Genomic DNA, 24660 nt, shown 5'->3' on the forward strand with positions numbered 1-24660 from the left:
AGACCGACCATGCCACTGAAATCTCTCAATCCTGCTGCTGCATCGCTTTGCACGGTGCTTCCGGCCCTCCTGGGTCTTGGCACCACGGCTGCGGCACATGCACAGGCCACGCTGGCAAACCGCCCATCCAGCACAGGCTGGCAAACCTGTCAGGCCATGAAGGGCGACCCTGCGGCGCAGCTCACCTGCTTCCAGCAATGGGCAGATGCGCAAACGCCCGCCAACACACCGGCGCCCAGCCTGACCACAGCGCCGGCCAATGCCCAGACCGGCCAGCCGGCCACCCCGGTGCTGCTGCTGCCATCACTGAACACCGAAGCGCCGGACGGCAAGCCGATCGGCTGCAAAAACACCAGGTACTCGGAACTATCCCGTTTCTGGGAACTGCAGCGCGGCACCGACTGCGATACGTTTTCGCTGCGCGGCTACCGGCCGATCACGCTGGCCGTCTCCACCGCCGACAGCGTGAACACACAGCCCTCATCACCCTCCGCAGGGCATACCGCGCTGACCTCCGTGCCCTATATGCGCACTGAAAACAAAATCCAGCTGTCGGTGCGCACCAAGGTCGCCAAAGGCCTGCTGAAAAGCGGCGACAACGACGACGACGACCATGACTCGGTCTGGTTCGGCTACACGCAGCAAAGCTATTGGCAGCTGTTCAACGGCAGCATCTCGCGGCCGTTTCGCACCACCGACCACGAGCCCGAGGTGATCTACATCTACCCGCACCAGATTCCGCTGGCCGGTGGCTGGAACTACCGGCTCTCGGGCCTGGGGCTGGTGCACCAGTCCAACGGCCAGTCGCTGCCGCTATCACGCAGCTGGAACCGCGTCTACCTGATGGGCGCCGCCGAGAAAACACTGGGCCAGGACTCAGGCCTGATCCTGCAGGGGCGCATCTGGGACCGGCTCAAGGAGTCCTCGGGCAACGACGACAACCCCGGCATCGAAAACTATGTGGGCCGCGCAGAAGTCACGGGCAGCTGGCAGATCAACAAGGCCAACACCGTGGGTGTCACGCTGCGGCATTCGCTGCGCAAGGAGGCCCGCGGTTCGGCCCGGTTTGACTGGATGATGGCGCCGGCCTCGTCGCCCAACTACACCGGCCTGCGTTATCACGTGCAGCTTTTCAGCGGCTACGGTGACAGCCTCGTGGACTACAACCGAAAGCGCAATGTTCTGAGCATCGGCCTGAGCCTGGTGGACTGGTAGGCGCTGGAACGACATTCCGCGGCTTGCTATGGTTTTTATAGCTGATTGCGTTGCTATTTATTAGCCCCGGAGCGCTTTTCGCTTGAGGAATGGGGCGCAAACGTGTCTGCCAAGCGTATCCAGGCACCACGGCAACGGCGCGTCGGCTGATACCGCAACGCCCCCGCTTGCCGTAAGGTGGGGCGATGACTTTTGCCGAGCCCACCACCTTCACGCTGGCCTGCATCGTGGCCGGTGCGCTGCTGATTGCCATGACTCTGGGCGGCTCTTTCATTGCGCGGCTTCCGCTGAGCGCCGCCATGCTGTACCTCGGCGTCGGCCTGGCGGTCAGTCCCGTCGGGCTGGGGCTGCTCAAACTCGACGCCCTCAAGAACACGGTGCTGCTGGAGCGCCTCACGGAGGTGGCCGTGCTGATCTCACTGTTCACCGCCGGCATGAAGCTCGAGTTCCGCGTGCGGGATGGGCGCTGGCGCATTCCGGTGCAACTCGCAACCGTGTCGATGGTGGTCACCGTGGCCGCCATCACCGCACTGGGCGTTTATGTGCTGGATCTGCCCGTGGGCGCCGCTGTGCTGCTGGGCGCCATCCTCGCACCGACCGACCCGGTGCTGGCCTCCGACGTTCAGGTGGCCAATCCGGGCGACCGCGACCGCCTGCGTTTCGGCCTCACCGGTGAAGGCGGGCTGAACGACGGCACCGCATTTCCGTTTGTGATGCTTGGGCTCGGCCTGCTGGGGCTGCACGAACTCGGCGAAGGCGGCTGGCGCTGGTGGGCCGTCGATGTGCTGTGGGCCGTGGCCGGCGGCCTGGCCCTGGGCTGGCTGCTCGGCACGCTGGTGGGCCGCGCCATTCTTTACCTGCGCATGCGCCACCGCGAAGCGCTGGGCTCGGACGAATTCATCGCGCTGGGGCTCATCGGGTTGACGTACGGCCTGGCGCTGCTCTTTCACACCTACGGCTTCCTGGCGGTGTTTACGGCGGGCCTGGCGCTGCGCCGCATCGACGAGCCCGATGCGCGGCCCGCGCCCCAGGCTGCGGCCGCGCCCGACGAAACGCTGAGCCCCGATGACCAGGAAGCCTCGGGCGCGGAAGCGCCCGCCCACATGATGCGCGCAGTAGAGCGCTTTAACAGCCAGCTGGAAAGCTTCGTGGAAGTCGCCATCGTGCTGGCCGTGGGCGTGCTGGTCGCCACCACACGCTTTCGCCCTGAAGTGCTGTGGTTTATCCCGGCGCTGTTCCTGGTGATCCGGCCGGCGGCGGTTTTTATCGGACTGCTGGGAACGCCGGTCAGGGGTTCGCAGCGCCGCCTGATGGCCTGGTTCGGCATTCGCGGCATCGGCTCGCTGTATTACCTGCTCTACGCCATCAACCACCACCTCCCGCCCGCGCTCGCGCAGCGGCTGCTTTCCATCACGCTCGCGGTGGTCGTCGCCTCGGTGATTGCCCACGGCATTTCGGTCACGCCGCTGATGAAACGCTATGAGGCGCGCAAACCGGGCAAACGCCGCAGGCCCTGAGAAAACGGCCGGTTTGCGTCCCACACAGCGTCACAGAAAGTCATCTTATTGATAACGATAACGATTCTCATTTGTATAATCGCGCTTTGACCGATTAACAAAGACACAGGAGTCGTCGTGAAACCAGCAATCAAACCCGCCATCCTTGCCGCCCTGGTGGCCCTGCTTGCCGTGCCGGCCATGGCCCAGCCCGCAGCAACGGCAGCGGCTGGTACCGCGCCTGGCACAGTGGCGGCACCAGCCACCACGGCGGCCGCCGTGGCAAAGCATTACGCCCACCTGGTGCAATCAAACTATGACGACACGCTGGCCAGCACGCTCATCCTGCAAAAAGCAGTGCAGGCTTTTACCGATGCACCGTCGGACGACGGCCTCAAGGCCGCGCGCAAGGCCTGGCTGGACGCGCGCGAGTATTACGGCCAGACCGAGGCCTTCCGTTTTTACGGCGGCCCGATCGATGACAAGAACGGCCCCGAAGGCCGCATCAATGCCTGGCCCATGGACGAGTCCTATGTCGACTACGTGAAGGACGCGCCCAACGCCGGCATCATCAACAACCGCAAGGCCGTGATCAACAAAAAACGGCTGGCCAGCCTGAACGAGCGCAACGGCGAAGAAAACATCGCCACTGGCTGGCACGCGATTGAATTTTTGCTGTGGGGCCAGGACCTGAGCACCACCGGCCCAGGCAACCGGTCGTTTGAAGATTTTGTGGACGGCAAGAAACCCAACGCCGACCGCCGCCGCCAATACCTCAAGGTGGTGACCGAACTGCTGGTCGATGACCTCGGAATCCTCACCAAAGCCTGGGCGCCCACGTCGACCTCCTACCGCGCGAAGTTCGAGCGCGGCGGCATGGAGTCGGTGCGCAAGATGTTTGTCGGCCTGGGCTCGCTTTCGCGCGGTGAACTCGCCGGTGAACGCCTCGAAGTCGCCCTGGCCAGCCAGGACCAGGAAGATGAGCACTCATGCTTTTCCGACAACACGCACCGCGATGTGGTGAACAACGCCAAAGGCATCCAGAACGCCTGGCTGGGCCAGTACAAGCGCGCCGACGGCACGACGCTGGCCGGCCCGTCGCTGCGTGACCTGGTGGCGGTGAAAAACCCGGCACTGGCAGACCGCACCAGCAAGCAGATCGCAGCATCCGTCGCCACCGCCGAAGGCATTCAGGCACCGTTTGACCGCGAAATCGTCGGCGCCAAAGACGCACCCGGCCGGCTGCGCGTGCAAAAAACCGTCGACAGCCTGGTGCAGCAAAGCAAGGACCTGGTGGAAGCCGCCAACGCCGCCGGCATCACCAAGCTGACCCTGGTCAAACCTTAAATGGCCGACGCTGCTTCGTCCCGGATGGTCGCGCGCCCTGCGCGTGTAGTGCTTGCCTGCATGGCCGCAGCGGGACTGGCAGGGCTGGCCTTCTGGGCGTCGGCAGGGCCGGGTGCGCAAGCCGGCACGGCGCCCGACGACGAGAAAACCGGCGGCGACACCACGGTGTTTGCCACCGGCCACAACGCGTTTTCATTTCCGCTGGCCAACCTGGGCGACGAGGAACGCACGCGTTTTGTCATCGGCAATTCTTTCTTCAAGCGCAACTGGGTGCAGGCGCCCTCCTCCACCACCGCGCGTGACGGCCTCGGCCCGCACTTCATCGCCCGCTCCTGTGGCGGCTGCCATGTGCAGGACGGGCGCGGCGCACCGCCCGACTTCAACCGCGGCCTGGCCGACCAGCCGGTCGGCCTGCTGCTGCGCCTGTCGGTGCCGGGCAAGGACGCGCACGGCGGGCCGCTGCCGGACCCGGTATACGGCGACCAGTTTTCCAATTTCGCGGTGCAGGGCGTGATGCCCGAGGGGCAGATATCCCTGCGCTACGACGTGGTGCGCGGCAAGTTCGCCGACGGCACACCCTACCAGCTGCAAAAGCCCCGCTACGGTTTCAGCAAACTCAACTACGGCCCGATGGCCAAAGATGTGATGGTGAGCCCGCGCATCGCGCCGCAGATGGCCGGCGTGGGTTTGCTCGAAGCGATTCCTGAAGCGGAAATCCTGCGCAATGCGCGCGAGCAGGCCGCCTCCGACAGTCCGGTGCGTGGCGTCGTCAACCAGGTGTGGGACGCGCCGACGCAGCAGATGCGCACAGGCCGCTTCGGCTGGAAGGCCAACGTCGCCACGCTGGCGCACCAGACCGCCGGCGCCTTCCTCGGCGACATGGGCATCACCTCGCCGGTCTTTCCGAAAGAGACATGCACGGCCGCCCAGAAAGACTGCCTGGCGGCGCCGCGCGGCGCACAGGGCAAGGCGAGCGAGATTGACGAAAAAACATTCAATGACGTGGTGTTTTATGAAACCACGCTGGCACCGGCGGCACGCCGCAATCCGCGCGATGCCCAGGTGGTGCGCGGCCAGAAACTGTTTGCCCAAGCGCAGTGTGCCGCCTGCCACCGCCCGAGCTACGTCACCGGCGAAAGCCCGTTTCCGCGGCTGGGCAGCAAGGCCGTGCAAGGCCAGACCATCTGGCCCTACACCGACCTGCTGCTGCACGACATGGGCGAAGGCCTGGCCGACGGCCGGCCCGACTTCCTGGCCGATGGCCGCCAGTGGCGCACGCCGCCGCTGTGGGGCATCGGCCTGGTGCCCGACGTGAACGGCCACAACCGTCTTCTGCACGACGGCCGCGCGCGCGGCGCGCTGGAAGCCGTGCTGTGGCACGACGGCGAAGCCAAAGCCAGCAAGGACAAAGTCCTGCGGATGAATGCGCAGGAACGCGCCGCGCTGGTGAAATTTCTCGAGTCGTTATGAGCCTCATGAATACGCTTCGCCCTCCATGCCGGCCTGCCCTGCTGGCTGTAGCTGGCGTGCTTTCCCTGCTGGCCTGCGGCGCCCTGCACGCGCAAACCGTCGCGCCCAACGTTGCCGTGCCGTTCTATACGGCGGGTGATTTCATGCGCGGCGTCTATCGCTTTTGGTACGCGCCGCAGGCCGCTGCGTTTGCCGAACAGGCCGGTGCCTTGCCGTCAGCGGTCTCTGCGGTGTGCGATGCGAATGCAGACACTGCCGCTGCCCGACTGGAGCAGGCCCGCGATCGCTGGAAAACCACCGCGCTCGCCTGGGACCGCTTGAGCGGCGTGCAAATCGGCCCGCTGGTGCAGCGGCGCTCCGCGCGGCAGATCGACTTTTCGCCGACGCGGCCCGAGCTCATCAAGCGGGCGATTCAGTCAGCGCCGCAAGATGCCGCCGCGATGGAAAGCATAGGCACGCCGGCCAAGGGCTTGCCGGCGCTCGAATGGCTGCTGTGGAGCCAGCCTGTTTCGTCGTCAGTACCCGACATGCCGGCGTGCCGCTACGCCGTGCAGGTGGCTGCCGATATCCAGCGCGAAGCTGACACGCTGGCCAAAGCCTTCGGCGAGCTGGCAGCGCGCCAACCCGGCGAATCGGAAGAAAGCAATGGGCCGGCGATGAGCGAGCTGGTCAACCAGTGGACCGGCTCGCTGGAACGCCTGCGCTGGGCCGAGATGGAAAAGCCCCGCATGGCCGGGGCGCAAGGTAACCGCAACGCCGCTTATGCGCGCAGCGCCAGCGGCCAGACTGCAGCGCGCTGGGCCGCGCAATGGCAGGCGCTGCGCACACTGGGCGCGTCACAGGCGCGTGAAGCACCGCTACCCGGTGCCGGCCTGGCACCGCTGGAAACCTATTTGCGCGGGCTCGGCCGCAACGAGCCGGCCAACCAGCTCGCGCAAGCGGTGAACAAAGCCGACAAAGCCATGCAAAGCGCATCGCCCGTCAACAAGGCCGGCATGGGCAGCGCCGGGCGTTCACTGGCCGACCTGAAAAAACTCGCGGAAGCCGACATCGCGCCAGCGCTGGAAGTGAGCATCGGCTTTTCAGACGCCGACGGCGACTAGGAATTTGCATGAATAAGGCTGAGGCCCTGACAACACTGCGGCGCCGGCAATGGCTGGTGCTGGCAGCGGCCGGCACCAGCGCCTGGCTCAGTCCCGCCCTGGCAGCTGCCGTCACCGCCACTACTCGGCCGCAGCAGCTGGCCGCCGTCTGGGAGGCCGCGCACGGCTACCAGGTCGGTGTGCTGGCGTATCGCAGCGCCGCGCTCCGGGTCAGCGCCGCACTCGACGTACCGACGCGCGCCCATGGTGTGTGGGTTGAGCGCAGCGGCACGCTGCTGGCGGTGGCCCGCCGGCCGGGCGACTGGCTGCTGCGCTGGAAGCCCGAAGGCGACGGCACCGGCCAGGCCATCGCCTGGGGTTGGGCCGAGCCCGACCGCGCCTTCAACGGCCACGTGATCGCCAGCCCCGACGGCAAAACGCTCTACACCACCGAAACAAACCTCGAAACCGGCGAAGGCCTGGTCGGCCTGCGTGATGCCGCCACGCTGGAGAAATTGGCCGAATGGCCGACCCACGGCATGGACCCGCACGAACTTTTGCTGGACGACGACGGCAGTTTGGTCGTCGCGAACGGCGGCATTCCCGCGCTGCCTGAAACCGGCCGCCTGAAAATTCACATGGACCGCATGGACGCCTCGCTGGTGCGGCTGGACGCACGCAGCGGCGCGCTGCTGGGCCAGTGGCGCCTGGCCGACAGGCGCCTGAGCCTGCGGCACATGGCCTGGGGCGGCGCGCCGGCGGCGGGCGGTGCGCGTGTCCTGGGCATCGCGCTGCAGGCCGAGCATGATGACACCGCGGCCAGAACCGCCGCGCCCGTGCTGGCGCTTTTTGACGGCCGGAAGTTGCAAGCCTGCGCCGCCGACGGACGCGTACTGGCTGGCTACGGCGGCGACATCACTTGGGCGGCGGGCGGTTTTGCCGTGAGCTGCCCGCGCGCCAACGGCGTGGCCATATGGCAGGCCGATGGGCGCTGGACAGGTTTTTTCCCGCTGGAAGAGGCCTGCGCCGTCACGTCGGCTCCGGCGGAGGGCCAGGCTGACACCATACTGTGGGCCGGGGGGCGGCTCGCCGCAATGACACGCGACGGCGCAGGCCGCACAGCTTTGCCGGCGCTCAAAAATATGCGGCTGGACAACCACTGGGCGCCGCTTGCGGGTTAGATAACGGTTGGGTTGACTGAGGGCATCGGCAAATCGCTATCTTTTTGATAGCTGGTCGCGCGCGTTGTTATTGGGCTACCGGCACATTTGGCACACAAAAAAGGCCCTGAAACCGCATGCCGGCAGGGATTTTTCTGGATTTTTGCCATCCCCGGACAACAAAAAACGGCTATTTTCAAAGCGAAAAACGGCTTTGACCCAAGCAGGTTCTGCGCAACCAGCTATTACTTTTATAGCAACCTGATGCCCTGCGGATTCGAGCGCAGCTTGTTCGGCGCCCTATCCGGCTCCGTTACTCGGCGGACTTCACAGCTTCTTCCACAGCTCACCGTCCCTGGAACGGTAAGTGCCACCCGTGGCGCAGCAGCCCCCTGCACCGAAGGCGATGCGCCCGAGGGTGACGGTGACGACGCCATTATCTGCCTGCAGCGACTGCCGCTCGCAATACGTGAAGAAGGGATAGAGATCGGGTTCAAGCACCATCTGCCAGCCGTTCTCGCCGGGCTCCTTGGATGACTTGGGTATGGCGCGGTAGACCTTGCAGTCATGCACCGCGAGGTGCACCGGCTTGCCACCCAGAAGTCCCTTGAATACGCGCTCCGGCGGTATCGCTGCCATGGGGTCCGGCTCGGCAGGTGACGGAGCAGGGACACTGCCGCCGCCTGCCAGCCCCAATCCAATCCCAAGCCCGACAACCAGCAGGAGCTGTCCCCACAGCATGTTCCGCTCAGGCCTCGTCACCGGCGAGAACGCCTGCCACGCCAGCGCAGCAGCAGCCGCGGCCGAAAGCGCTGTGGCGACCCAGACCAGCAGCTCCGCGGCTTCGGTGGCTGGACTGATCGCCCAGCCAACAGCCAGCACGGCCGCATTGACCAGCAATAGCACGAGGCAAGCCCATGGCCGCACCCGGGAGAACAAGCCTGCAATCAGCAGGAGCACCGTGCACAGCAGCACCGCGGGCAGCACCACCACGCCTGAAAACAGCAGCTCGAACACTCCAATCAGCCAGCCACCACTGCCCGCCATCCTGCCAACGGTGTACAGGTAAAGCGCCAGACCCAGGCCCGGCAGGGCCAACAGCTGCGCGGCGACAAAGGCAAAGGCGTAAGGTGCGTTGGAGGTTCTCAAGATGAGGGGAATTCTAGAGTGCGGCCGGATACTGTCGTATACGGCCTGCGTGAATCCCGCAGGCCCAAATGCAATCGCCCCGGCAGCCAAAGGCTGCCGGGGCGAAAAGCGTCGGGACCGGCCAGGCGCCGGCGCCGTACTGGCTTATTGCTGGCTGGTCTTCACAGCTTCAGCAGCAGCCTGGGGTGCTGCACCGGCCTTCTCGGCGCGGGGAGCGCCCAGGTTTTGCTGGGCGGTGGCGCCGTTGTAGCTCGAAGCGGAGCCGGCGTTTTGTGCCTGCAGCACCTCGCTTTTGACTTCAGCACGGGTTTTGGTCGCAGGTGCCTGCATCTGGTCAAACAAATAGGAGTTGAAGGTTTGGGCAGAAGCAGCCACGGAAGTCAGGGCGGCAACAGCAACAACGGAAGCGGCGATAAAGTTCGATTTCATGATGAATATCCTCTCAAAGTTAAGTGACGTTCCGGGCATGGCGGGCTCATCTTCCCGTCTGTCCAGCCTCGGTGAGTCGCCTTGTAGTGGGCTTCGGCTCATCGATGTATGAACTTTATTCCATTCAAATCGATCAAAAAATAGCAATTTCAACAATACATTACTGTTGAATCAGCAACAATGATGGCTTAACTTAGGGGTAAACCATGGACCGGCTTCAATCAATGCGCGTTTTTCAGCAGGTGGTGGATGACGGGAGTTTTGCGGCCGCAGCGCGCAAATTCGACATGTCTTCCGCCGTGGTGACGCGGCTGGTCGGCGACCTGGAAGATCACCTGGGCGTGCGGCTGCTGCAGCGCACCACCCGCCGCCTGGCCCTGACGGATGCCGGCGAGGCCTACCTGGCACGGGTGCGCCACATCCTCGATGACATCGACGAAGCGCATGCCGCCGCCCAGGCCCATGCGCAGGAAATGTCCGGCGTCATCCGCATTCTGACCCCGCCGGTATTTGCCGTGCACGTGATTGCGCCCCTGGTGGCGGAGTTCGCGCGGCGCTACCCCAAGGTCGTGCTGGATATCTATGTGGACTCTCCCTTGATGCCGCCCGTGGAAGACTACGACCTCACCCTGCTGGGCGCTGCCGACACCTTTGACGCCAACATCATCGCCCGGCCTATTGCGTCTTCCGCCGGTATTCTCTGCGCCTCGCCAGACTACCTGCGCCGCCACGGCACACCCGCACAACCTGAAGACCTGCCCCATCATCAATGCATGCGCATCAAGGCACAGGCCAACCGCCACCGCAGCTGGCGCCTGTTCAACCCGAAGGAAAACAATCGGGAAGTGGAGGTGCAAATCGAGCCCAGCATGCTGGTGAACCATTCGGACACGCTGATACGCGCCTGTGTGGACGGTGCGGGCATCATGAGCCAGTCCATCGACCTGGTGGCCAACCACCTCAACAGCGGCGCGCTGCAACGTATTTTGTCGCCCTGGACCACCGGCACCAACACGCTCTATGCAGCGCTGCCCAGCCGCAAATTCATTCCGGCACGCACCAGTGTGTTTCTGGAATTCATGACCGAGTACACGCGCGCTGTGATCAGGAAGATGGAAGCCCGGCAGGACTAAAACCTGCGCCGGGGCACGGCAAAAGCACTCACCCGGGCGGCCGGTGTGGAAAAGCGGGCTTGCGGCCCCACATAACAGTGGCAGCCTCCCTGGGTGCTGTCGTAGTTCATGGCATTTCACCCTTCGTAAAACACGCCTCACAAATCGCAAAGAAACGTGGGCGAATTTTTTGAACGCCAAAAAGTTCCAGGACTACACGCCGTTATTGTTCCGGTTTCGACAATTGAATGTTCTGCCAATACGCACTTGTGTATCTGCGCCGCGGAACAAGGTTTGATACATCGGTGAGCCACCTGTTCAAAACGCGACTCAGCGATGAAGGCCTCACGGGCACAACGCCCGTCCCGCCTGTTTTCACACTTGTTCTTAAAGGAAATTCACCATGAAATCGACGAAACTTGTTTCCGCATCCGTTCTTGCCCTTGCAGCGCTCGCCTCGGCGAACAGCTTTGCCCAGGACAGCAACTACCCCGGCAATGAAGTGAGCGCCGCCAGCACCTTGAGCCGCGCCGATGTCCGCGCAGAGTTGCTGCAATCACCGCGCGCGTCATACCAGGTCAACAGCGACAGCAGCTATCCTGGCACTGATGCCACCCCCGTTGCAGGTACCAAGACCCGCGCAGAAGTCCGCGCTGAACTGGAGCAGGCACAGCACGAAGGCTACAAGCTGAGCGTTGACAACTCCTACCCCAGCGACTTCAACGTACCTGCCGCACACGGCAGGGCAAATACTGCGGGTTAAGCAGCGCCGCCGCACCGCCAGCCGGCGTGTGCATCTCTCGTTAAACCGCATTGCGACGTCCAGGAAGCCTCCGGCTTTCTGGACGTTGGCCTGCGCGCAGCACCGTCCCTTCCTTCCCTGTTGTCCATCCTGGCGTTGCGTGAGGGACACGCAACAAGTCAGCGATCAAAATTGCCTGGGCACGCATAGTTGCCAAATAATGTATGATACTCATCATGCGAAACACCAAAATCAACGCCAGAACGGCTGCCAAGGAGGCCTCCCACGAACGCATCGTCTCCGTGGCCGCGCGGGCAATACGCCGCAGCGGCTATAGCGGCACCGGCGTGGCCGACATCATGAAAGAGGCCGGCCTGACCCATGGTGCGTTTTACGCCCACTTCGCGTCGCGCGAGGCCATGCTGGCCGAAGCCGCAACGCGGGCCTGTGCCGAATCGGCTGCCGTGGTGGCGGGTGTTGCGGCCGGCTCGCCGCCTGAACAGGCCATGGCGGCCATGCTGCGCGCCTACCTCTCGCCGGAGCACCGGGAGCAGATCGAGATGGGCTGTCCCTTGGCCGCGCTGGGTTCGGAGACACCGCGCCAGGCGCCTGAAGTGCGCCGCGCGACCACCCGCCACATCAAGGAAATGGTGGATTTCGTCGCCCGCCAGTCACCCGATTGGGGCCAGCCCGGCGCCCACGAGCGCGCGCTGGCGACGGTCGCCACCATGGTCGGCACCTTGCTGCTGGCGCGCGTGGTCGACGAGCCCGCGCTGGCGGACAGCTTTTGCGAAGCCGCGCTGAAGCAGCTGGTACCGGTCTCCCACTGAATTCTCTTTTTGAGCCATGCCTGCTTTTTTCCTCGCAATTATGTATGACGATCATCATTCCAAATTCACTTCACGCTGAAAGAACAACACCATGAACCCCCACTACAAAGTTGTCCTGGTGACAGGCGCCTCCTCAGGCATAGGCGAAGCGGTTGCGCTGCGGCTTTCGCAGGCCGGCTACAAGGTCTACGGCACCAGCCGGCGCGGCGGCCGGGCAGGTGGTCAGCCCTTCGAGATACTGCCACTGGATGTGACCCAGGACGCGTCGGTTGAAGCCGCGGTGCAACAGCTGATTCAGCTTGAAGGCCGCATCGACCTGCTGGTCAACAACGCGGGCTTCGGGGTCGCCCCGGCCGGTGCGGAGGAAAGTTCGATCGCGCAGGCCCAGGCGATCTTTGACACCAACTTCTTCGGGATCGTCCGGATGACGCGCGCCGTCGTGCCGCACATGCGCCGACAGGGCGCGGGACGCATCATCAATATCGGCTCGGTGCTTGGTTTCCTGCCAATGCCGTACGGGGCACTGTATGCGGCGACGAAGCATGCGATCGAAGGCTACTCCGAGTCGCTCGACCATGAGCTACGCACGAGGGGCATCCGGGTCTCGGTCATCGAGCCCGCATACACGAAGACGCCGTTCGACGCGAACTTCCTGGAACCCGACACCAAGCTCGAGGAGTACCGCGAGGTTCGCGCCGCCGTGAGCCAGCGCGTGAAGGAAGTGATGGCGACTGCGGAACAGCCGGGCGTCGTGGCGGACGTCGTGCTGAAAGCTGCCAGTGCCGCTCGCCCCAAACTCCGATACACCGCAGGCGGACTCGCGAGTCGCCTGCGATTCCTCCGGACATTTGCGCCTGCTGGTCTGGTGGATGCCGGGATTCGAAAAGATCTGCGGCTCGACGTGATGCCAACAGTGAAAACATCATGAAAGCATTCATCGTTGAACGTTATGGAAAAAAAAGCAGTTTGCGGTTGACGGACATGCCGAGCCCGGAGCTGCGCGATGACGAGGTCATGGTCCAGGTGCATGCCGCTGGTGTGAACCAGCTGGACTTCAAAATCCGCGACGGCGAGTTCAAACTCATACTGCCCTATCGCCTGCCTCTCATTCTGGGCCACGACGTCGCTGGGGTGGTCGTCAAGGTCGGCCCAGGCGTGCGGCAGTTCAAGCCGGGCGATGAGGTCTACGCCCGGCCGGATGATTTCCGGATCGGTACCTTCGCTGAATTCGTCCCGGTCAAGGAGGCATCCCTGGCGCTCAAGCCTGCGGGGCTCACGATGGAAGAAGCCGCTTCCATTCCCCTGGTGGCTTTGACGGCCTGGCAGGCGTTGGTTGAAAAGGCCCAGCTGAAAAAGGGGCAAAAGGTCTTCATTCAGGCGGGCTCCGGCGGCGTAGGCAGTTTTGCCATTCAGTTGGCCAAGCACCTGGGCGCCACCGTCGCCACGACGACCAGCACGGGTAATGTCGCGCTTGTGAAGAGTCTGGGCGCGGACGTCGTGATCGACTACAAGACGCAGGATTTCGAGGCCGTCTTGCGCGACTACGACGTGGTGCTGAACAGCCAGGACGGCAAGACGTTGAAGAAGTCACTGCGCGTGCTTAAGCCCGGCGGGAAACTCATCTCCATCTCCGGCCCACCCGATCCCGCATTCGGCAAGGAAAGCAGTGCTCCTGCATTCGTAAAGCTCGTGATGCGCATGCTGAGTTCAGGCATCCGGCGCAGGGCAAAGAGCCGCGAAGTTGACTACGCGTTTCTCTTCATGAAGGCAAGTGGCAGCCAACTGCGCGAGATCACGCGGCTCTTCGATGCTGGTGCTATCCGTCCGGTGATGGACCGGGTCTTTCCGTTCGAGGCAACCAACGAGGCCTTGGCCTACGTCGAGGCGGGCCATGCAAAAGGCAAGGTCGTCATCAAGGTCAAGTGAACCTGTTTTCCCTAATCTGCTTTTCCCACCCACTGGAGTTTTCTCATGCAAATCAAAAACGCTGTTGTTCTCGTCACCGGCGCCAATCGCGGCATCGGCCTGGCATTCGCGCGCGAGCTGCTCGCCCGCGGTGCCCGCAAGGTCTACGCGGCCGCTCGCGACCCCGCCACCATCACCCTGCCCGGTGTTCAGGCTTTAAAGCTCGACGTCACCAAGCCTGAAGACGTAGCGGCCGCCGCAGCGCTGGCGCCGGATGTCACGCTGGTAATCAACAATGCCGGCATTGCCCAGCGGGGTGGCTTTCTGGCGGCCGACAGTGAAGACACCACCCGGCGCATCTTCGAGACCAACGTCTACGGCGTACTGCGCATGAGCAAGGCCTTCGCGCCGGTTCTCAAAGGCAACGGCGGCGGTGCCCTTCTCAATGTGTTGTCGGTGGCCTCGTGGGTGAACGGCGGTGAGCTGGCAGCTTATTCGGCCAGCAAGTCGGCGGCCTGGTCGCTCACCAATGCCTTGCGCAGTGAACTCGCGGCGCAAAAGACGCAGGTGCTGGGGCTGCACATGGCCTATGTCGATACCGACCTCACGCGCGGCTTCGAGGTTCCGAAGTCCAGCCCTGAAGACATCGTCAAGCGTGCGCTCGACGGACTCGAATTGGGGGTTGATGAAGTGCTGGCCGATGAAATCACCCAACATGTCAAAGCCGGGATGACGGCGGCCAGGCCCAGCTACCTTCCGCAGGCATCCTGACTTCGAAATCTGGCCGGACCATCTGCGCCAGCAGGTTGTGACAGATGCCATTGCCACGCCAACACGCGGGTGGCGACTCCACTTTCTATGGCTGGAAGTGAGGTACGAGGCTGTTGTATAACCCTGCCAGCCGGGCGGCGCGGTTCTGCATCCGCGTCCTCTCGGCCGCTCGCACCTCGAATACGTCAGTCACCTCTGGTGCACAAAATATTTTCGCCGCTTCGCCCGGGTCGCAGGCCAGCCAGGCCAGCCGGGCTGCGCCCAGCGATGGGCCAACCTCGGCATCCGCGTGCCGGACCACCTGCAGGCCGGTAGCGTCGGCCAGCATCTGAGCCCAATAGGCATTGCGCGAGCCGCCGCCGATCAGGCTGACGCGCGCAAGGCCAGGCTGAACCGACTGCAGCGCGGCAATCCCCTGCGCCATGCCCAGGCACACACCCTCGAGGGTGGCATTCACAATGTCTTCGCGCTGCGTGCCTGCGTGCATGCCGAAGAACACGGCTTTGGCATGCGGATTGTTGTGCGGCGTGCGTTCGCCGTTCAGATAAGGCAGGAACAACGGGGTGTCTTCGCGCAGGCCGCGCTGCTCTGCCTGCGCAAGCAGCACGGCCACGTCGCGCTCTCCCAGCAGCCCCGCTGTGAACTCGAGGCACGAGGCGGCCGACAGCATCACGGACATCAGGTGCCAGGCCTCTGGCAACGCGTGGCAGAAGCTGTGCACCGCCTGCTGTGGATTGGCGACAAAAGAGCCGGTGGCCACGAACACTACACCGGACGTTCCCAGGGACAGCATCGCTTCACCCGGGTTCACCACACCAGCGCCCAGGGCGCCTGCTGCGTTATCGCTGGCACCGGCTACCACCGGCACTTCGCGCAAGCCCCAATGCTGCGCGACCTCTGGCAGCAGAGTGCCGGTGACCTCCGGGCCTTCGTGCAACCTGGGCATGTGCGCGGTAGACAGGCCGCAAGCGGCCAGGAGTTCGTCACTCCATGCGCGCCTGCCCACATCCAGCCACAGTGTGCCGGACGCGTCGGACAGGTCGGTCGCATAGTCGCCGGTCAGACGCCAGCGCAACCAGTCCTTGGGCAGCAGTACTTGCCGCACCCGGTCGAACACGCCGGGCTCGTGTTTGGATACCCAAAGCAGCTTGGGCGCCGTGAAACCCGGCATCATCAGGTTGCCGGTGATCTGACGTGACCGCGGCACCGCCCGCTCCAGTTCCGCGCATTCCGCCGCCGCCCGGCCGTCGTTCCAGAGGATGGCCGGCCGCAGAACCTCACCGCGCCCATCCAGCAGGGTCGCGCCGTGCATCTGCCCGGTCAGGCCGACGGCCTCGATCTCGCCGCCTGCGTGGCCACCGCGCCGCAATTCCTGCAACGCGGCACCCACGGCTGCATCGCACGCACGCCACCATTCCGAAGGATGCTGCTCGCGCCACAAGGGCCGGGGTGCATCCACCGACAGCGGCGCGGAGCCGCTGGCCACCAGGCGGTGGCCGCGGTCCAGCACGACCGCCTTGACACTGGAGGTGCCCAGATCAATGCCCATGAACATCGGTCAATCCTCGAACGGCGTCCACTTGGCCGTGCTGGCCGCAGACTGCACCACCTTCTCGATGAACCGCACACCGCGGGCGCCATCTTCGAGGCGGGGATAGTCGGCGTCCAGCGGATTCGGTGTATTGCCAGATTGCAGCGCGCGGATGTGCGCAGCCACTCCCAGGTAGACATTGGCAAAGGCTTCGATAAAGGCCTCGGGGTGCCCCGTGGGCAAGCGTGTCGCTCGGCGGGCTGCCTCACCGAGCCACGGCGAGCCCCGCGTCAGCATGCGGGCCGGGCCGTCGATGGGAGCATGCAGCAGCCGGTTGGGCTCCTCCTGGCGCCAATCCAGCGTACCGGTGGTGCCGAACACGCGCAGCCGCAGGTCGTTTTCGCAACCCACCTCGATCTGCGACGCGATCAGCACGCCCCTGGCGCCGTTCTTGAACCGCAGCAGGACATTGCCGTCGTCGTCAAGGCGCCGGCCCGGCACGAAGATGGTGAGGTCCGCGCAGATGCTTTCCAGCTCCAGGCCCGTCACCGTCGCCACCAGGTTCTCCGCGTGCGAGCCGATGTCGCCGATGGCGCCGGCCACGCCGCTGCGCGCCGGGTCCGTCCGCCAGTCGGCCTGCTTCTGCCCGCTTGCCTCCAGGTGGGTGGCAAGCCAGCCCTGGTTGTATTCGACGATGACCTTGCGCACCACGCCGATCGCGCCGCGCGCAACCATGTCACGCGCCTCGCGCACCATGGGATAGCCCGTGTAGTTGTACGTGACACCGAAGATGGAGCCGCTGCGCTTGACAACCCGAACGAGCTCGGCGGCCTCCTCGCTGCTATGGACCAGCGGCTTGTCACACACCACATGGATGCCCGCCTCGGCGAACGCGCGGGCGACGGGGAAATGCACATGGTTGGGCGTGACGATGGAGATGAAGTCGATGCGCTCGTCCTTGCTGCGCCGCAGTTCGCCTTCCAGCAGGTCTTCCCAGCGGCCGTGGTTGCGTTCATCCCGCAGGCCGAGGTCGCGGCCTGACGCGCGCGCGCGCTCGGCATCGGACGACAGTGCACCGGCCACCAGCTCCATCTGCCCATCCAGCGCCATGGCCTTGCGGTGTACAGCACCGATGAAAGCACCCTGCCCGCCGCCCACCATCGCATAGCGCAGTTTTCTCATGAGCCCGCCATCCCGCCCTGCTTGGCCTTGTCGAACACGGCGTCGAACGCTCCCGCGGCCGGCTTGAAGTCCAGCCGCTTGCTGTAGGCCGCGCTTTCAGTAGCGCCGTGCACGCGGTCCATGCGGCTGTCCTCCCACTCGACGCTCAGCGGTCCGTTATAGCTCACGTCGTTGAGCGCAACGATGATGGATTCGAAGTCGATCTGCCCGCGCCCGACACTGCGAAAGTCCCAGTGGCGGCGCGCGTCACCGAAATTGGTGTGCCCGCCGAAGACCCCCACAGTGCCGTCGCCCCGGCCCCACCACACGTCCTTCATGTGCACGTGATAGATGCGGTCGCCGAATGTCCGGATGAACTTGACATAGTCCACGCCCTGGTAGCCCAGGTGGCTGGGGTCGAAGTTGAAACCGAAACGCTTGTGACCTCCCACGGCTTCGATGGCGCGCTGCGCCGAAGCGATGTCGAAGGCGATTTCCGTGGGGTGCACTTCCAGCCCGAAATTCACGCCACACTGCTCGAACACATCGAGGATGGGTTTCCACCGGTTGGCAAAGTCGACGAAGCCCTTGTCCCAATACTCCTGCGAAGTGGGCGGAAACGCGTACAGCGAATGCCAGATGGACGAGCCGGTGAAGCCCGTCACCACCTTCACGCCCAGCTTGGCGGCGGCACGCGCGGTGTCCTGCATTTCCCGCGCGGCGCGCTGCCGCACGCCTTCCGGATCGCCGTCCCCCCAGACTTGCGGCGACAGGATGGCCTTATGCCGCTCGTCGATGAGGTCGCAGACCGCCTGGCCCACCAGATGGCTGCCGATCGCAAAACAGCGCAAGCCGTGCTGTTCCAGCAGATCGCGCCGGTCCTGCACGTAGCGATCGCTCGCCAGGGCCTCCTGCACATCGAAATGGTCGCCCCAACATGCCAGTTCCAGGCCGTCGTAGCCCATGCTGCGTGCCAGGGGTGCCAGCTCCTTGAGAGGCAGGTCCGCCCATTGCCCGGTAAAAAGAGTGACAGGTCTTGCCATGGCTGCCTCAGAACGGGGAGTCGGGGAAGTAGTACTGCTTGGCGTTTTCCCTGGTCACCAGCACCGACGGGATGATGGTGGTGGCCGGCAGCTTCTCGCCCTTCACACGTGCGGCGGCCGTGAGCTTCATCGCGTCGGCAATCATGGCGGGCGAGTAGGTGACGTCGGCCGTCACGATCTTGTCGCCGTCCATGACTTTCTTGATGTAGTCCTTGGAACCCGCGCCGCCCAGCACGAGCTTGACATCGGTTCGCTTGGCCTGCGCGATTGCCTTTTGCACGCCAACCGCCATGTCGTCGTCCGAGGCCCAGACGGCGTCGATCTGCTTGAAACGGGTCAGGTAGTCCTGCATCACTTTGAAGGCATCGTCGCGGTTCCAGTTGCCGTGCTTGGCATCCAGAACCTTGATGTCTGGATAGTTCTTCATCACAGCCGTGAACGCGTCCACGCGCTGGTTGTCGATGACCGTGGGAATGCCCCGCAGTACTACGACATTACCCTTGCCGCCCAGGGCTTTGGCCATGTACTCCGCCGATACCTTGCCGAAGCCGGGGTTGTCGCCGGCAACGTAGGCGTCCTGCGCATTTGCATCCGTCAGGCCGCGGTCGACAACCGTGACGTACACGCCTTTGCCCTTGACCTGCGCGACCGGTTGCGTGAGCGGCGCCGACTCGAATGGCAGGATCACGAGGGTGTCGATCTTGTTGGCCGTTTGCAAGTCCTGTACCTGGTTCGCCTGTTCCGCAGCAGACCCGGCCGTCTTGATGGTGACTTTCAGGCCCGGGTACTGCTTTTCCAGTTCGGACTTGGTCCGGTTGGCCCAGTACACGACCCCGCCTGTCCAGCCGTGCGTGGCGGCCGGTATCGATACGCCGATGTGTGGCTTGCCCTGGGCCATGGCGGAGGGTGCCGCACCCAGCGCCGCGAGAACTGTGGCGCCTGCGGCCATCAGACTTATCAATGATTTCATGGTTTGTCTCCTTATGTTGTGAGAAACGGCAGCCTTGCCACCTGTGGGGAACCGGTTACTTGCGCCCGCGCTGGAAGAACGCGACGGCGATGATCACGAAGCCCTGCACCGCCGCGTTCAGGTACACACTGATGATGCTGGTCAGGTTGAGGATGTTGCCGATCACCGAGAGCAGCACAGCACCGATTACGGTGCCGGTGATGCCGCCGGCACCGCCACGCAAGGCAGTGCCTCCGACGATGACCGCAGCGATGGCTTCCAGCTCCCACAGCAGCCCGGTACTCGGCGAGGCCGAACCCAGGCGCGGCACATAGAGCACGGTGGCAATGCCCACGCAGATGCCCAGCAACATGTATGTGAGAACCTTGACGCGGTCCACCTCGACGGCCGCGTAGCGCGCAACCTGCTCGTTGGAACCGATGGCCTGAACGTACCGGCCAAAGGCAGTGCGGTTGAGAACGAGGCCGCCCAGCAATGCGACAGCGGCGAATACCCACACGGGCACCGGCACCCCCAGCCAGCTGCCGTAATACACCGGGCTGTAGACATCGACCAGTGCACTGTCGAGCGTGATGGCGCCGCCGTTGGAGAAGTAGGTCAGGTACGCGCGGAAGATGCCCAGCGTTCCCAGCGTCACGATGAAAGGCTCGATGCGGCCCTTGCTGATGAGCAGCCCGTGGCCCAGGCCGAACAGTGCGCCAAGTACGACGGCGAAGGCCATGCCGGTCACCACGGCCGCCATGGGGTTCCAGCCGGCGCCTGCTGTCGCATTCATCAGCAGGATCGTGCTGCCCGCAATCAGCGCGGCCATGGATCCCACCGAGAGATCGATGCCGCCGGAGATGATGACGAAGCACATCCCCACCGCGATGATTCCGATGAAAGCCGTGCGGGTGAGCACGTTCATCGCATTGTCGAGGCTGGCGAAGTTCTCGTTGAGAATCGCACCCGCGATGCACATAAGTGCCAACCCGGCCAGTGGCCCGGCTCCCGTAAAAGAGGGCCATTTTCGCAGTGCCGGTCTGGCGACAGGCGCTGGAGCGGCGGCGGTATCAGTGGGTTCCAGTTGCATGGGCAATCAACAGTTCTTCGGACAGCTGATCCTGCGCGAGCTCGGCAGCGAGCCTTCCCTGGCGCATCACAAGGACGCGATGACATAACCCGATCAGCTCGAGCAGCTCGGAGGACACGACGATGATCCCGCGGCCTTCGCTGGCCAGCCGCTGGATCAGGAAATAGATATCGCGCTTGGCGCCGACGTCAACTCCTCGCGTCGGTTCGTCCAGCACCACGACTTTGGGATCAGGCTGTAACACCCGCGCGAGCGCCAGCTTCTGCTGGTTGCCGCCGGACAGTGCGGAAGCCGGTATGTCGGAGCGTTGCGTGCGGATGCCAAATGCCGTGGTCGCGGCCACGAGGGCTGCCTGTTCCCGCTGCGGATCGAGCAGCGGCTTCGCATAACGCTCCAGCGCCATCAGCGTGAGGTTCTGCGCCAGCCCCATGCGCAGGTGCAGGCCACGCGTCTTGCGGTCCTCGCTGAGATATGTGAGACCCAGCCGTGCGGCCGAACGCGGATTGCGCCGCATCCAGGTTTTGTCTGTTACCTGCACAGATTCCGCGCTGGAGGGGCGCAACCCCAGGAGCCCTTCAAACAGCTCGGTCCGGCCCGCACCGACCAGCCCTGCAAAGCCAAGCACCTCCCCGGCGCGCACCTGGAAGCTTGCGTCGTGGCACCACCCGGGTACGGTCAGTCCTTTCACGTCCAGCAGGACGGGCGCGCCGGCCGCCACGGGAAGCCTGCCCGGAAAGAGATCGGCCAGTTCGCGCCCCACCATCAGGCTGGCCATCTGCTGGCGTGTCACGCTCTGCGTGGACCGGCGAGCCACGAATCGCCCGTCGCGCATGACAACCACCTCGTCGGTGATGCGTTCGACTTCGTCCAGCTTGTGGGAAATATAAAGGATGGTGGAGCCTGCCGCTCTCAGTTGCCCGATGAGGGAAAACAGGCGCTCGGTCTCGGAGGGCGTCAATGTGGCGGTGGGCTCGTCCATCACCAGTACGCGCGCGCGCCGGCTGAGCGCGCGTGCGATCTCCACCAGCTGTTTCTCTGCCACGATGAGGTCGCCCACGCGGCGCGCGGGGCTGCAATTCAGGCCAACCTGACGCAATGCGGCGCCCGCCTCCCTGGCCATCAGGTCTTCGTCCAGCAGCCCGTAGCGCTTGCGCTCATGGCCGAGGAATATGTTCTGCGCAATGGTGAGGTCATCAGCAAGGTTGAATTCCTGATGGATCATCACCACACCGGCCGCTTCGGCCTCGCGCGGCCCCTTGAAACGTACGACATGCCCGCCCACCTCCACCACGCCTTCGCTGGCGGCCTCGTAGCCGGCCAGGATTTTCATCAGCGTCGACTTGCCGGCGCCGTTTTCTCCAAGCACCCCGTACACCCGGCCAGGTGCGAGTTCAAAACTGACCCCATGCAGTACCTGCACGGGGCCGAAGCTCTTGCTCACGTCTTTGAAGCCGACCGTCAAACTCACTGAGTGCTCCTGCGTTCGGTTCTTCAGGCCGCGCCGGCGAAGATCGCGGCATTGACCCGGTTTTCCAGCCACTCCTGACGGCCGCTCACAGGCTTGGGCCGAAGATCGTTGACGAAGGCATGTTCGGCGAGCTGGCTGAGGCTCATGTCGCCCGTGATGATGCGCCGCCCCAGTTCACCGTCCCAGTTCGCGTAGCGCTGCTGGCGGAACTGCTCAAGCTCGCGGGACTCCATCAAACGCGCGGCGCTCTTGAGCGCCAGCGCCAGCGCATCGATCGCACCCACATGCCCGTGCAGAATGTCAACCGGATCCATGCTTTGGCGCCGCACTTTCGCGTCGAAGTTGAACCCGCCGCTGCCGATTCCGCCGGCGCGGAGGACTTCGTAGAGCGCCAGCGTAAGGTCCTCCACACTGTTGGGAAACTGGTCGGTGTCCCATCCGTTCTGTGGGTCGCCACGGTTGGCATCGATGCTGCCGAAGATTCCGAGGGAGGCGGCGGTTGCGATCTCGTGCTGGAAACTGTGGCCCGCCAACGTGGCGTGGTTGGCCTCGATGTTGAGCTTGATCTCCTTTTCCAGGCCGAACTCCTTCAGGAAGCCATACACAGTGGCGCTGTCGAAGTCGTATTGGTGTTTGGTCGGCTCCAGCGGCTTGGGCTCGATAAGCAGTTGCCCTTTGAAACCGATCTTGTGTTTGTGGTTCACCACCAATTGCATGAATCGGCCCAGCTGCTGGCGCTCGCGCTGCAAATCGGTATTGAGCAGGGTGTCATAGCCTTCGCGCCCACCCCACATCACGTAGTTGGCACCGCCAAGCTGCTGGGTGGCATTGAGCGCGCTGAAAACCTGCGTCGCCGCGTACGCGAAGACGTCGGGGTCGGGGTTACTCGCCGCGCCGGCTGCGTAGCGGGGATGGCTGAACAGGTTGGCGGTCCCCCATAGCAGCGAAATACCGGTTTCTTTCTGCTTCTGGGCGAGCACGTCCACCATCGCGGACAGATTGCTGCGGTACTCGGCCAGGTTCGCGCCTTCCGGCGCCACATCGGTGTCATGGAAAGTGTAGAACGGGACATCGAGCCGGGAAATCAGGCCAAAGGCTGCATCCGCTTTCTTCCTCGCCATCGTCAACTCGTCTCCACCGGCATGCCAGGGCCGCGCAAACGTGCCTTGTCCGAAGACATCGCTGCCGGGCCACACGAAGGTGTGCCAGTAGCAGACGGCGAGCCGCAGGTGCTGTGCCATCGGCTTGCCCAGCACGACGGCACTGGCGTCATAGTGACGGTAGGCCAGGGGCGTCGTGGCCTGAGGGCCTTCATAGCGTACGGGTGCGATGGATTCGAGAAAGTTCATGTTTGTGGTGGGTAACTGCTTTCAGTGGCACCATCCTAGAACCGCCGGCCTCCGCCCGCGATTGCGAAATTTGCGAGGACAGCTTGCGAAATTGCTTTCTGCAGCGCAGCAATCCGTCCGATATGCCGGTATCCTCATGATCAACCGACCCGACCATGAAATCGTCATTACGTCAAAGTGGCCCTACCGTGCTGCGCGTGGCATTGCTCTTCCATGCGAGCAAGGTGTATGACCGCGAGATCATCACGGGCATCGGCGACTATGTGAACCACACGCGGGTCGCCTGGGATCTCTTCCTTGAAGAGGATTTCCGCTTTCGGCTTGACGGCATCCACGACTGGGACGGCGACGGGATCATCGCGGACTACGACGATCCGGCCGTGGCGCACGCTCTCACAGGGGTACGCGTACCTGTCGTTGCCGTCGGGGGCTCCTACGAGGATCCCGCGTGCTACCCCGTCAATGTGCCGTACGTTGCGACGGACAACCGCGAACTGGTCGCGCATGCGCTGACCCACCTGGTGGAGTCCGGGCTTTCCCGTTTTGCCTGCTACAGCCTGCCGGAATCGCCGCTCAACCGTTGGGCCCAGGAGCGCGAAAAAGCGTTCACCGCCCGGCTTGCCCGCGACGGGTTGGCTGGTGAGATCCACCGGGGCCTGGCAACCAGCGCGCCCACATGGGGAAGCGCGACAAGGAAACTGCTCTCCTGGCTGCAAAGCCTGCCCAAGCCCGTTGGCATAGTCGCCGTCACGGACGCGCGTGCACGGCAGGTGCTGCAGGCGTGCATCGTCGGCGCAATCGCAGTTCCCGACGAAGTCGCCATCATCGGGATCGATAACGACACACTGGGCCAGCACCTGACGAGAATCCAGCTCAGCTCGGTCAGCCAGGGAACCCACGAAATGGGCCATCGCGCGGCGCACCTGTTGCACCAGGCCCTGAGCGGCTCGCCGGTGAACGACGTGCGTGTGGTCGTGCCTCCGGCCGGCGTGCATTCGCGCGCGTCCACCGCGCGCGACGTCGAACACAGCGCGACCGTGATGCGCGCTCTCCATTACATCCGTCAATACGCCTGCCAGGGCATCAAGACGGAGCAGGTTGCCGAAACGGTGGGGCTTTCACGCTCATCGCTGGAGATGTACTTTCGCCGCGAGTTGAAGCGCTCCGTCCATGACGAAATCCTGCTGTACAAGTTGCAGCGTTGCTTTCAGTTGCTCAGCAACACACAAATGGGCATCGATGACATCGCGCGGGCGAGCGGCTTTCGTTCCGTCCAGTACCTCAATACAGTGTTCAAGCGGGAGCTGGGGGCAACGCCGGCTTCGTGGCGGGAAAGCCGCCGGAGCTGAGCCGGCAGT

Annotated in this window: 22 protein-coding genes; 13 read left to right on the top strand and 9 right to left on the bottom strand. The window is 64.1% G+C overall.

Going from position 1 to position 24660, the window contains the following annotated elements; genetic code table 11:
- Positions 1-9: 9 nt before the first annotated feature.
- From AC1DWQ_RS13915 to AC1DWQ_RS13940, 6 genes are all read left to right on the top strand, one after another.
- Positions 10-1215, top strand: a complete 1206-nt coding sequence (locus AC1DWQ_RS13915; RefSeq protein ID WP_477670161.1) for a phospholipase A — start codon at positions 10-12, stop codon at positions 1213-1215.
- A 185-nt stretch (positions 1216-1400) separates the two neighbouring features.
- A complete protein-coding gene (locus AC1DWQ_RS13920; RefSeq protein WP_477670162.1) occupies positions 1401-2732 on the top strand; it encodes a cation:proton antiporter in 1332 nt (443 codons plus the stop codon).
- A 180-nt stretch (positions 2733-2912) separates the two neighbouring features.
- The gene (locus AC1DWQ_RS13925; protein WP_477670221.1) at positions 2913-4058 is read left to right on the top strand and encodes an imelysin family protein; all 1146 of its coding nucleotides are present in this window, start codon (positions 2913-2915) and stop codon (positions 4056-4058) included.
- The gene (locus tag AC1DWQ_RS13930) at positions 4059-5528 is read left to right on the top strand and encodes a di-heme oxidoreductase family protein (protein WP_477670163.1); all 1470 of its coding nucleotides are present in this window, start codon (positions 4059-4061) and stop codon (positions 5526-5528) included.
- A 5-nt stretch (positions 5529-5533) separates the two neighbouring features.
- The gene (locus tag AC1DWQ_RS13935; protein ID WP_477670164.1) at positions 5534-6631 is read left to right on the top strand and encodes an imelysin family protein; all 1098 of its coding nucleotides are present in this window, start codon (positions 5534-5536) and stop codon (positions 6629-6631) included.
- 8 nt (positions 6632-6639) lie between these two features.
- On the top strand, positions 6640-7791 hold the full coding sequence (locus AC1DWQ_RS13940; protein ID WP_477670165.1) for a DUF1513 domain-containing protein: 1152 nt from the start codon (positions 6640-6642) through the stop codon (positions 7789-7791).
- A 306-nt stretch (positions 7792-8097) separates the two neighbouring features.
- Here the strand turns inward: AC1DWQ_RS13940 and AC1DWQ_RS13945 are convergent, their stop codons facing one another.
- Both AC1DWQ_RS13945 and AC1DWQ_RS13950 read right to left on the bottom strand, forming a co-directional pair.
- Positions 8098-8919, bottom strand: coding sequence for a hypothetical protein (locus tag AC1DWQ_RS13945; protein ID WP_477670166.1), 822 nt, complete (start codon positions 8917-8919; stop codon positions 8098-8100).
- 144 nt (positions 8920-9063) lie between these two features.
- Entirely contained in the window at positions 9064-9348 is a 285-nt protein-coding gene (locus tag AC1DWQ_RS13950) for a DUF4148 domain-containing protein (protein ID WP_477670167.1), read from the bottom strand.
- A gap of 206 nt (positions 9349-9554) precedes the next feature.
- Between AC1DWQ_RS13950 and AC1DWQ_RS13955 the strand changes: the two genes are divergently transcribed.
- The 6 genes from AC1DWQ_RS13955 (at position 9555) to AC1DWQ_RS13980 (ending at position 14708) form a co-directional block, all read left to right on the top strand.
- Positions 9555-10481, top strand: coding sequence for a LysR family transcriptional regulator (locus AC1DWQ_RS13955; protein WP_477670168.1), 927 nt, complete (start codon positions 9555-9557; stop codon positions 10479-10481).
- Between the two features lie 382 nt (positions 10482-10863).
- Entirely contained in the window at positions 10864-11223 is a 360-nt protein-coding gene (locus AC1DWQ_RS13960; protein ID WP_477670169.1) for a DUF4148 domain-containing protein, read from the top strand.
- 203 nt (positions 11224-11426) lie between these two features.
- Complete coding sequence (locus AC1DWQ_RS13965; protein WP_477670170.1) at positions 11427-12032, top strand: TetR/AcrR family transcriptional regulator; 606 nt, start codon at positions 11427-11429, stop codon at positions 12030-12032.
- 91 nt (positions 12033-12123) lie between these two features.
- The gene (locus AC1DWQ_RS13970) at positions 12124-12960 is read left to right on the top strand and encodes an oxidoreductase (protein WP_477670171.1); all 837 of its coding nucleotides are present in this window, start codon (positions 12124-12126) and stop codon (positions 12958-12960) included.
- The gene (locus AC1DWQ_RS13975) at positions 12957-13958 is read left to right on the top strand and encodes an NADP-dependent oxidoreductase (protein ID WP_477670172.1); all 1002 of its coding nucleotides are present in this window, start codon (positions 12957-12959) and stop codon (positions 13956-13958) included. Before AC1DWQ_RS13970 ends, AC1DWQ_RS13975 begins: the two co-directional genes overlap by 4 nt.
- A gap of 45 nt (positions 13959-14003) precedes the next feature.
- Entirely contained in the window at positions 14004-14708 is a 705-nt protein-coding gene (locus AC1DWQ_RS13980) for an SDR family oxidoreductase (RefSeq protein ID WP_477670173.1), read from the top strand.
- Between the two features lie 85 nt (positions 14709-14793).
- Here the strand turns inward: AC1DWQ_RS13980 and xylB are convergent, their stop codons facing one another.
- From xylB to xylA, 7 genes are read right to left on the bottom strand one after another with little or no spacing between them, the layout of a single operon-like run.
- Positions 14794-16263, bottom strand: coding sequence for a xylulokinase (gene xylB, locus AC1DWQ_RS13985; RefSeq protein ID WP_477670174.1), 1470 nt, complete (start codon positions 16261-16263; stop codon positions 14794-14796).
- 3 nt (positions 16264-16266) lie between these two features.
- Positions 16267-17421, bottom strand: coding sequence for a Gfo/Idh/MocA family protein (locus AC1DWQ_RS13990; protein ID WP_477670175.1), 1155 nt, complete (start codon positions 17419-17421; stop codon positions 16267-16269).
- Positions 17418-18443 carry a sugar phosphate isomerase/epimerase family protein gene (locus tag AC1DWQ_RS13995; protein ID WP_477670176.1) on the bottom strand — a complete coding sequence of 342 codons (1026 nt, stop codon included), beginning with the start codon at positions 18441-18443 and terminating at the stop codon, positions 17418-17420. The genes AC1DWQ_RS13990 and AC1DWQ_RS13995 overlap by 4 nt, the downstream gene beginning before the upstream one ends.
- Positions 18444-18450: 7 nt before the next feature.
- Positions 18451-19413, bottom strand: coding sequence for an ABC transporter substrate-binding protein (locus tag AC1DWQ_RS14000; protein ID WP_477670177.1), 963 nt, complete (start codon positions 19411-19413; stop codon positions 18451-18453).
- Between the two features lie 55 nt (positions 19414-19468).
- Positions 19469-20485, bottom strand: coding sequence for an ABC transporter permease (locus AC1DWQ_RS14005; protein WP_477670178.1), 1017 nt, complete (start codon positions 20483-20485; stop codon positions 19469-19471).
- Positions 20466-21953: a sugar ABC transporter ATP-binding protein gene (locus tag AC1DWQ_RS14010; RefSeq protein WP_477670179.1), complete on the bottom strand. Its 1488-nt coding sequence runs from the start codon at positions 21951-21953 to the stop codon at positions 20466-20468. The genes AC1DWQ_RS14005 and AC1DWQ_RS14010 overlap by 20 nt, the downstream gene beginning before the upstream one ends.
- A 23-nt stretch (positions 21954-21976) precedes the next feature.
- On the bottom strand, positions 21977-23302 hold the full coding sequence (gene xylA, locus AC1DWQ_RS14015; RefSeq protein ID WP_457282649.1) for a xylose isomerase: 1326 nt from the start codon (positions 23300-23302) through the stop codon (positions 21977-21979).
- 155 nt (positions 23303-23457) lie between these two features.
- On the opposite strand from xylA, the gene AC1DWQ_RS14020 reads away from it, so the two are divergent.
- Complete coding sequence (locus AC1DWQ_RS14020; protein WP_477670180.1) at positions 23458-24651, top strand: XylR family transcriptional regulator; 1194 nt, start codon at positions 23458-23460, stop codon at positions 24649-24651.
- The last annotated feature ends 9 nt before the right edge of the window (positions 24652-24660 follow it).

The sequence above is a fragment of the Polaromonas sp. P2_G11 genome (assembly GCF_056403595.1).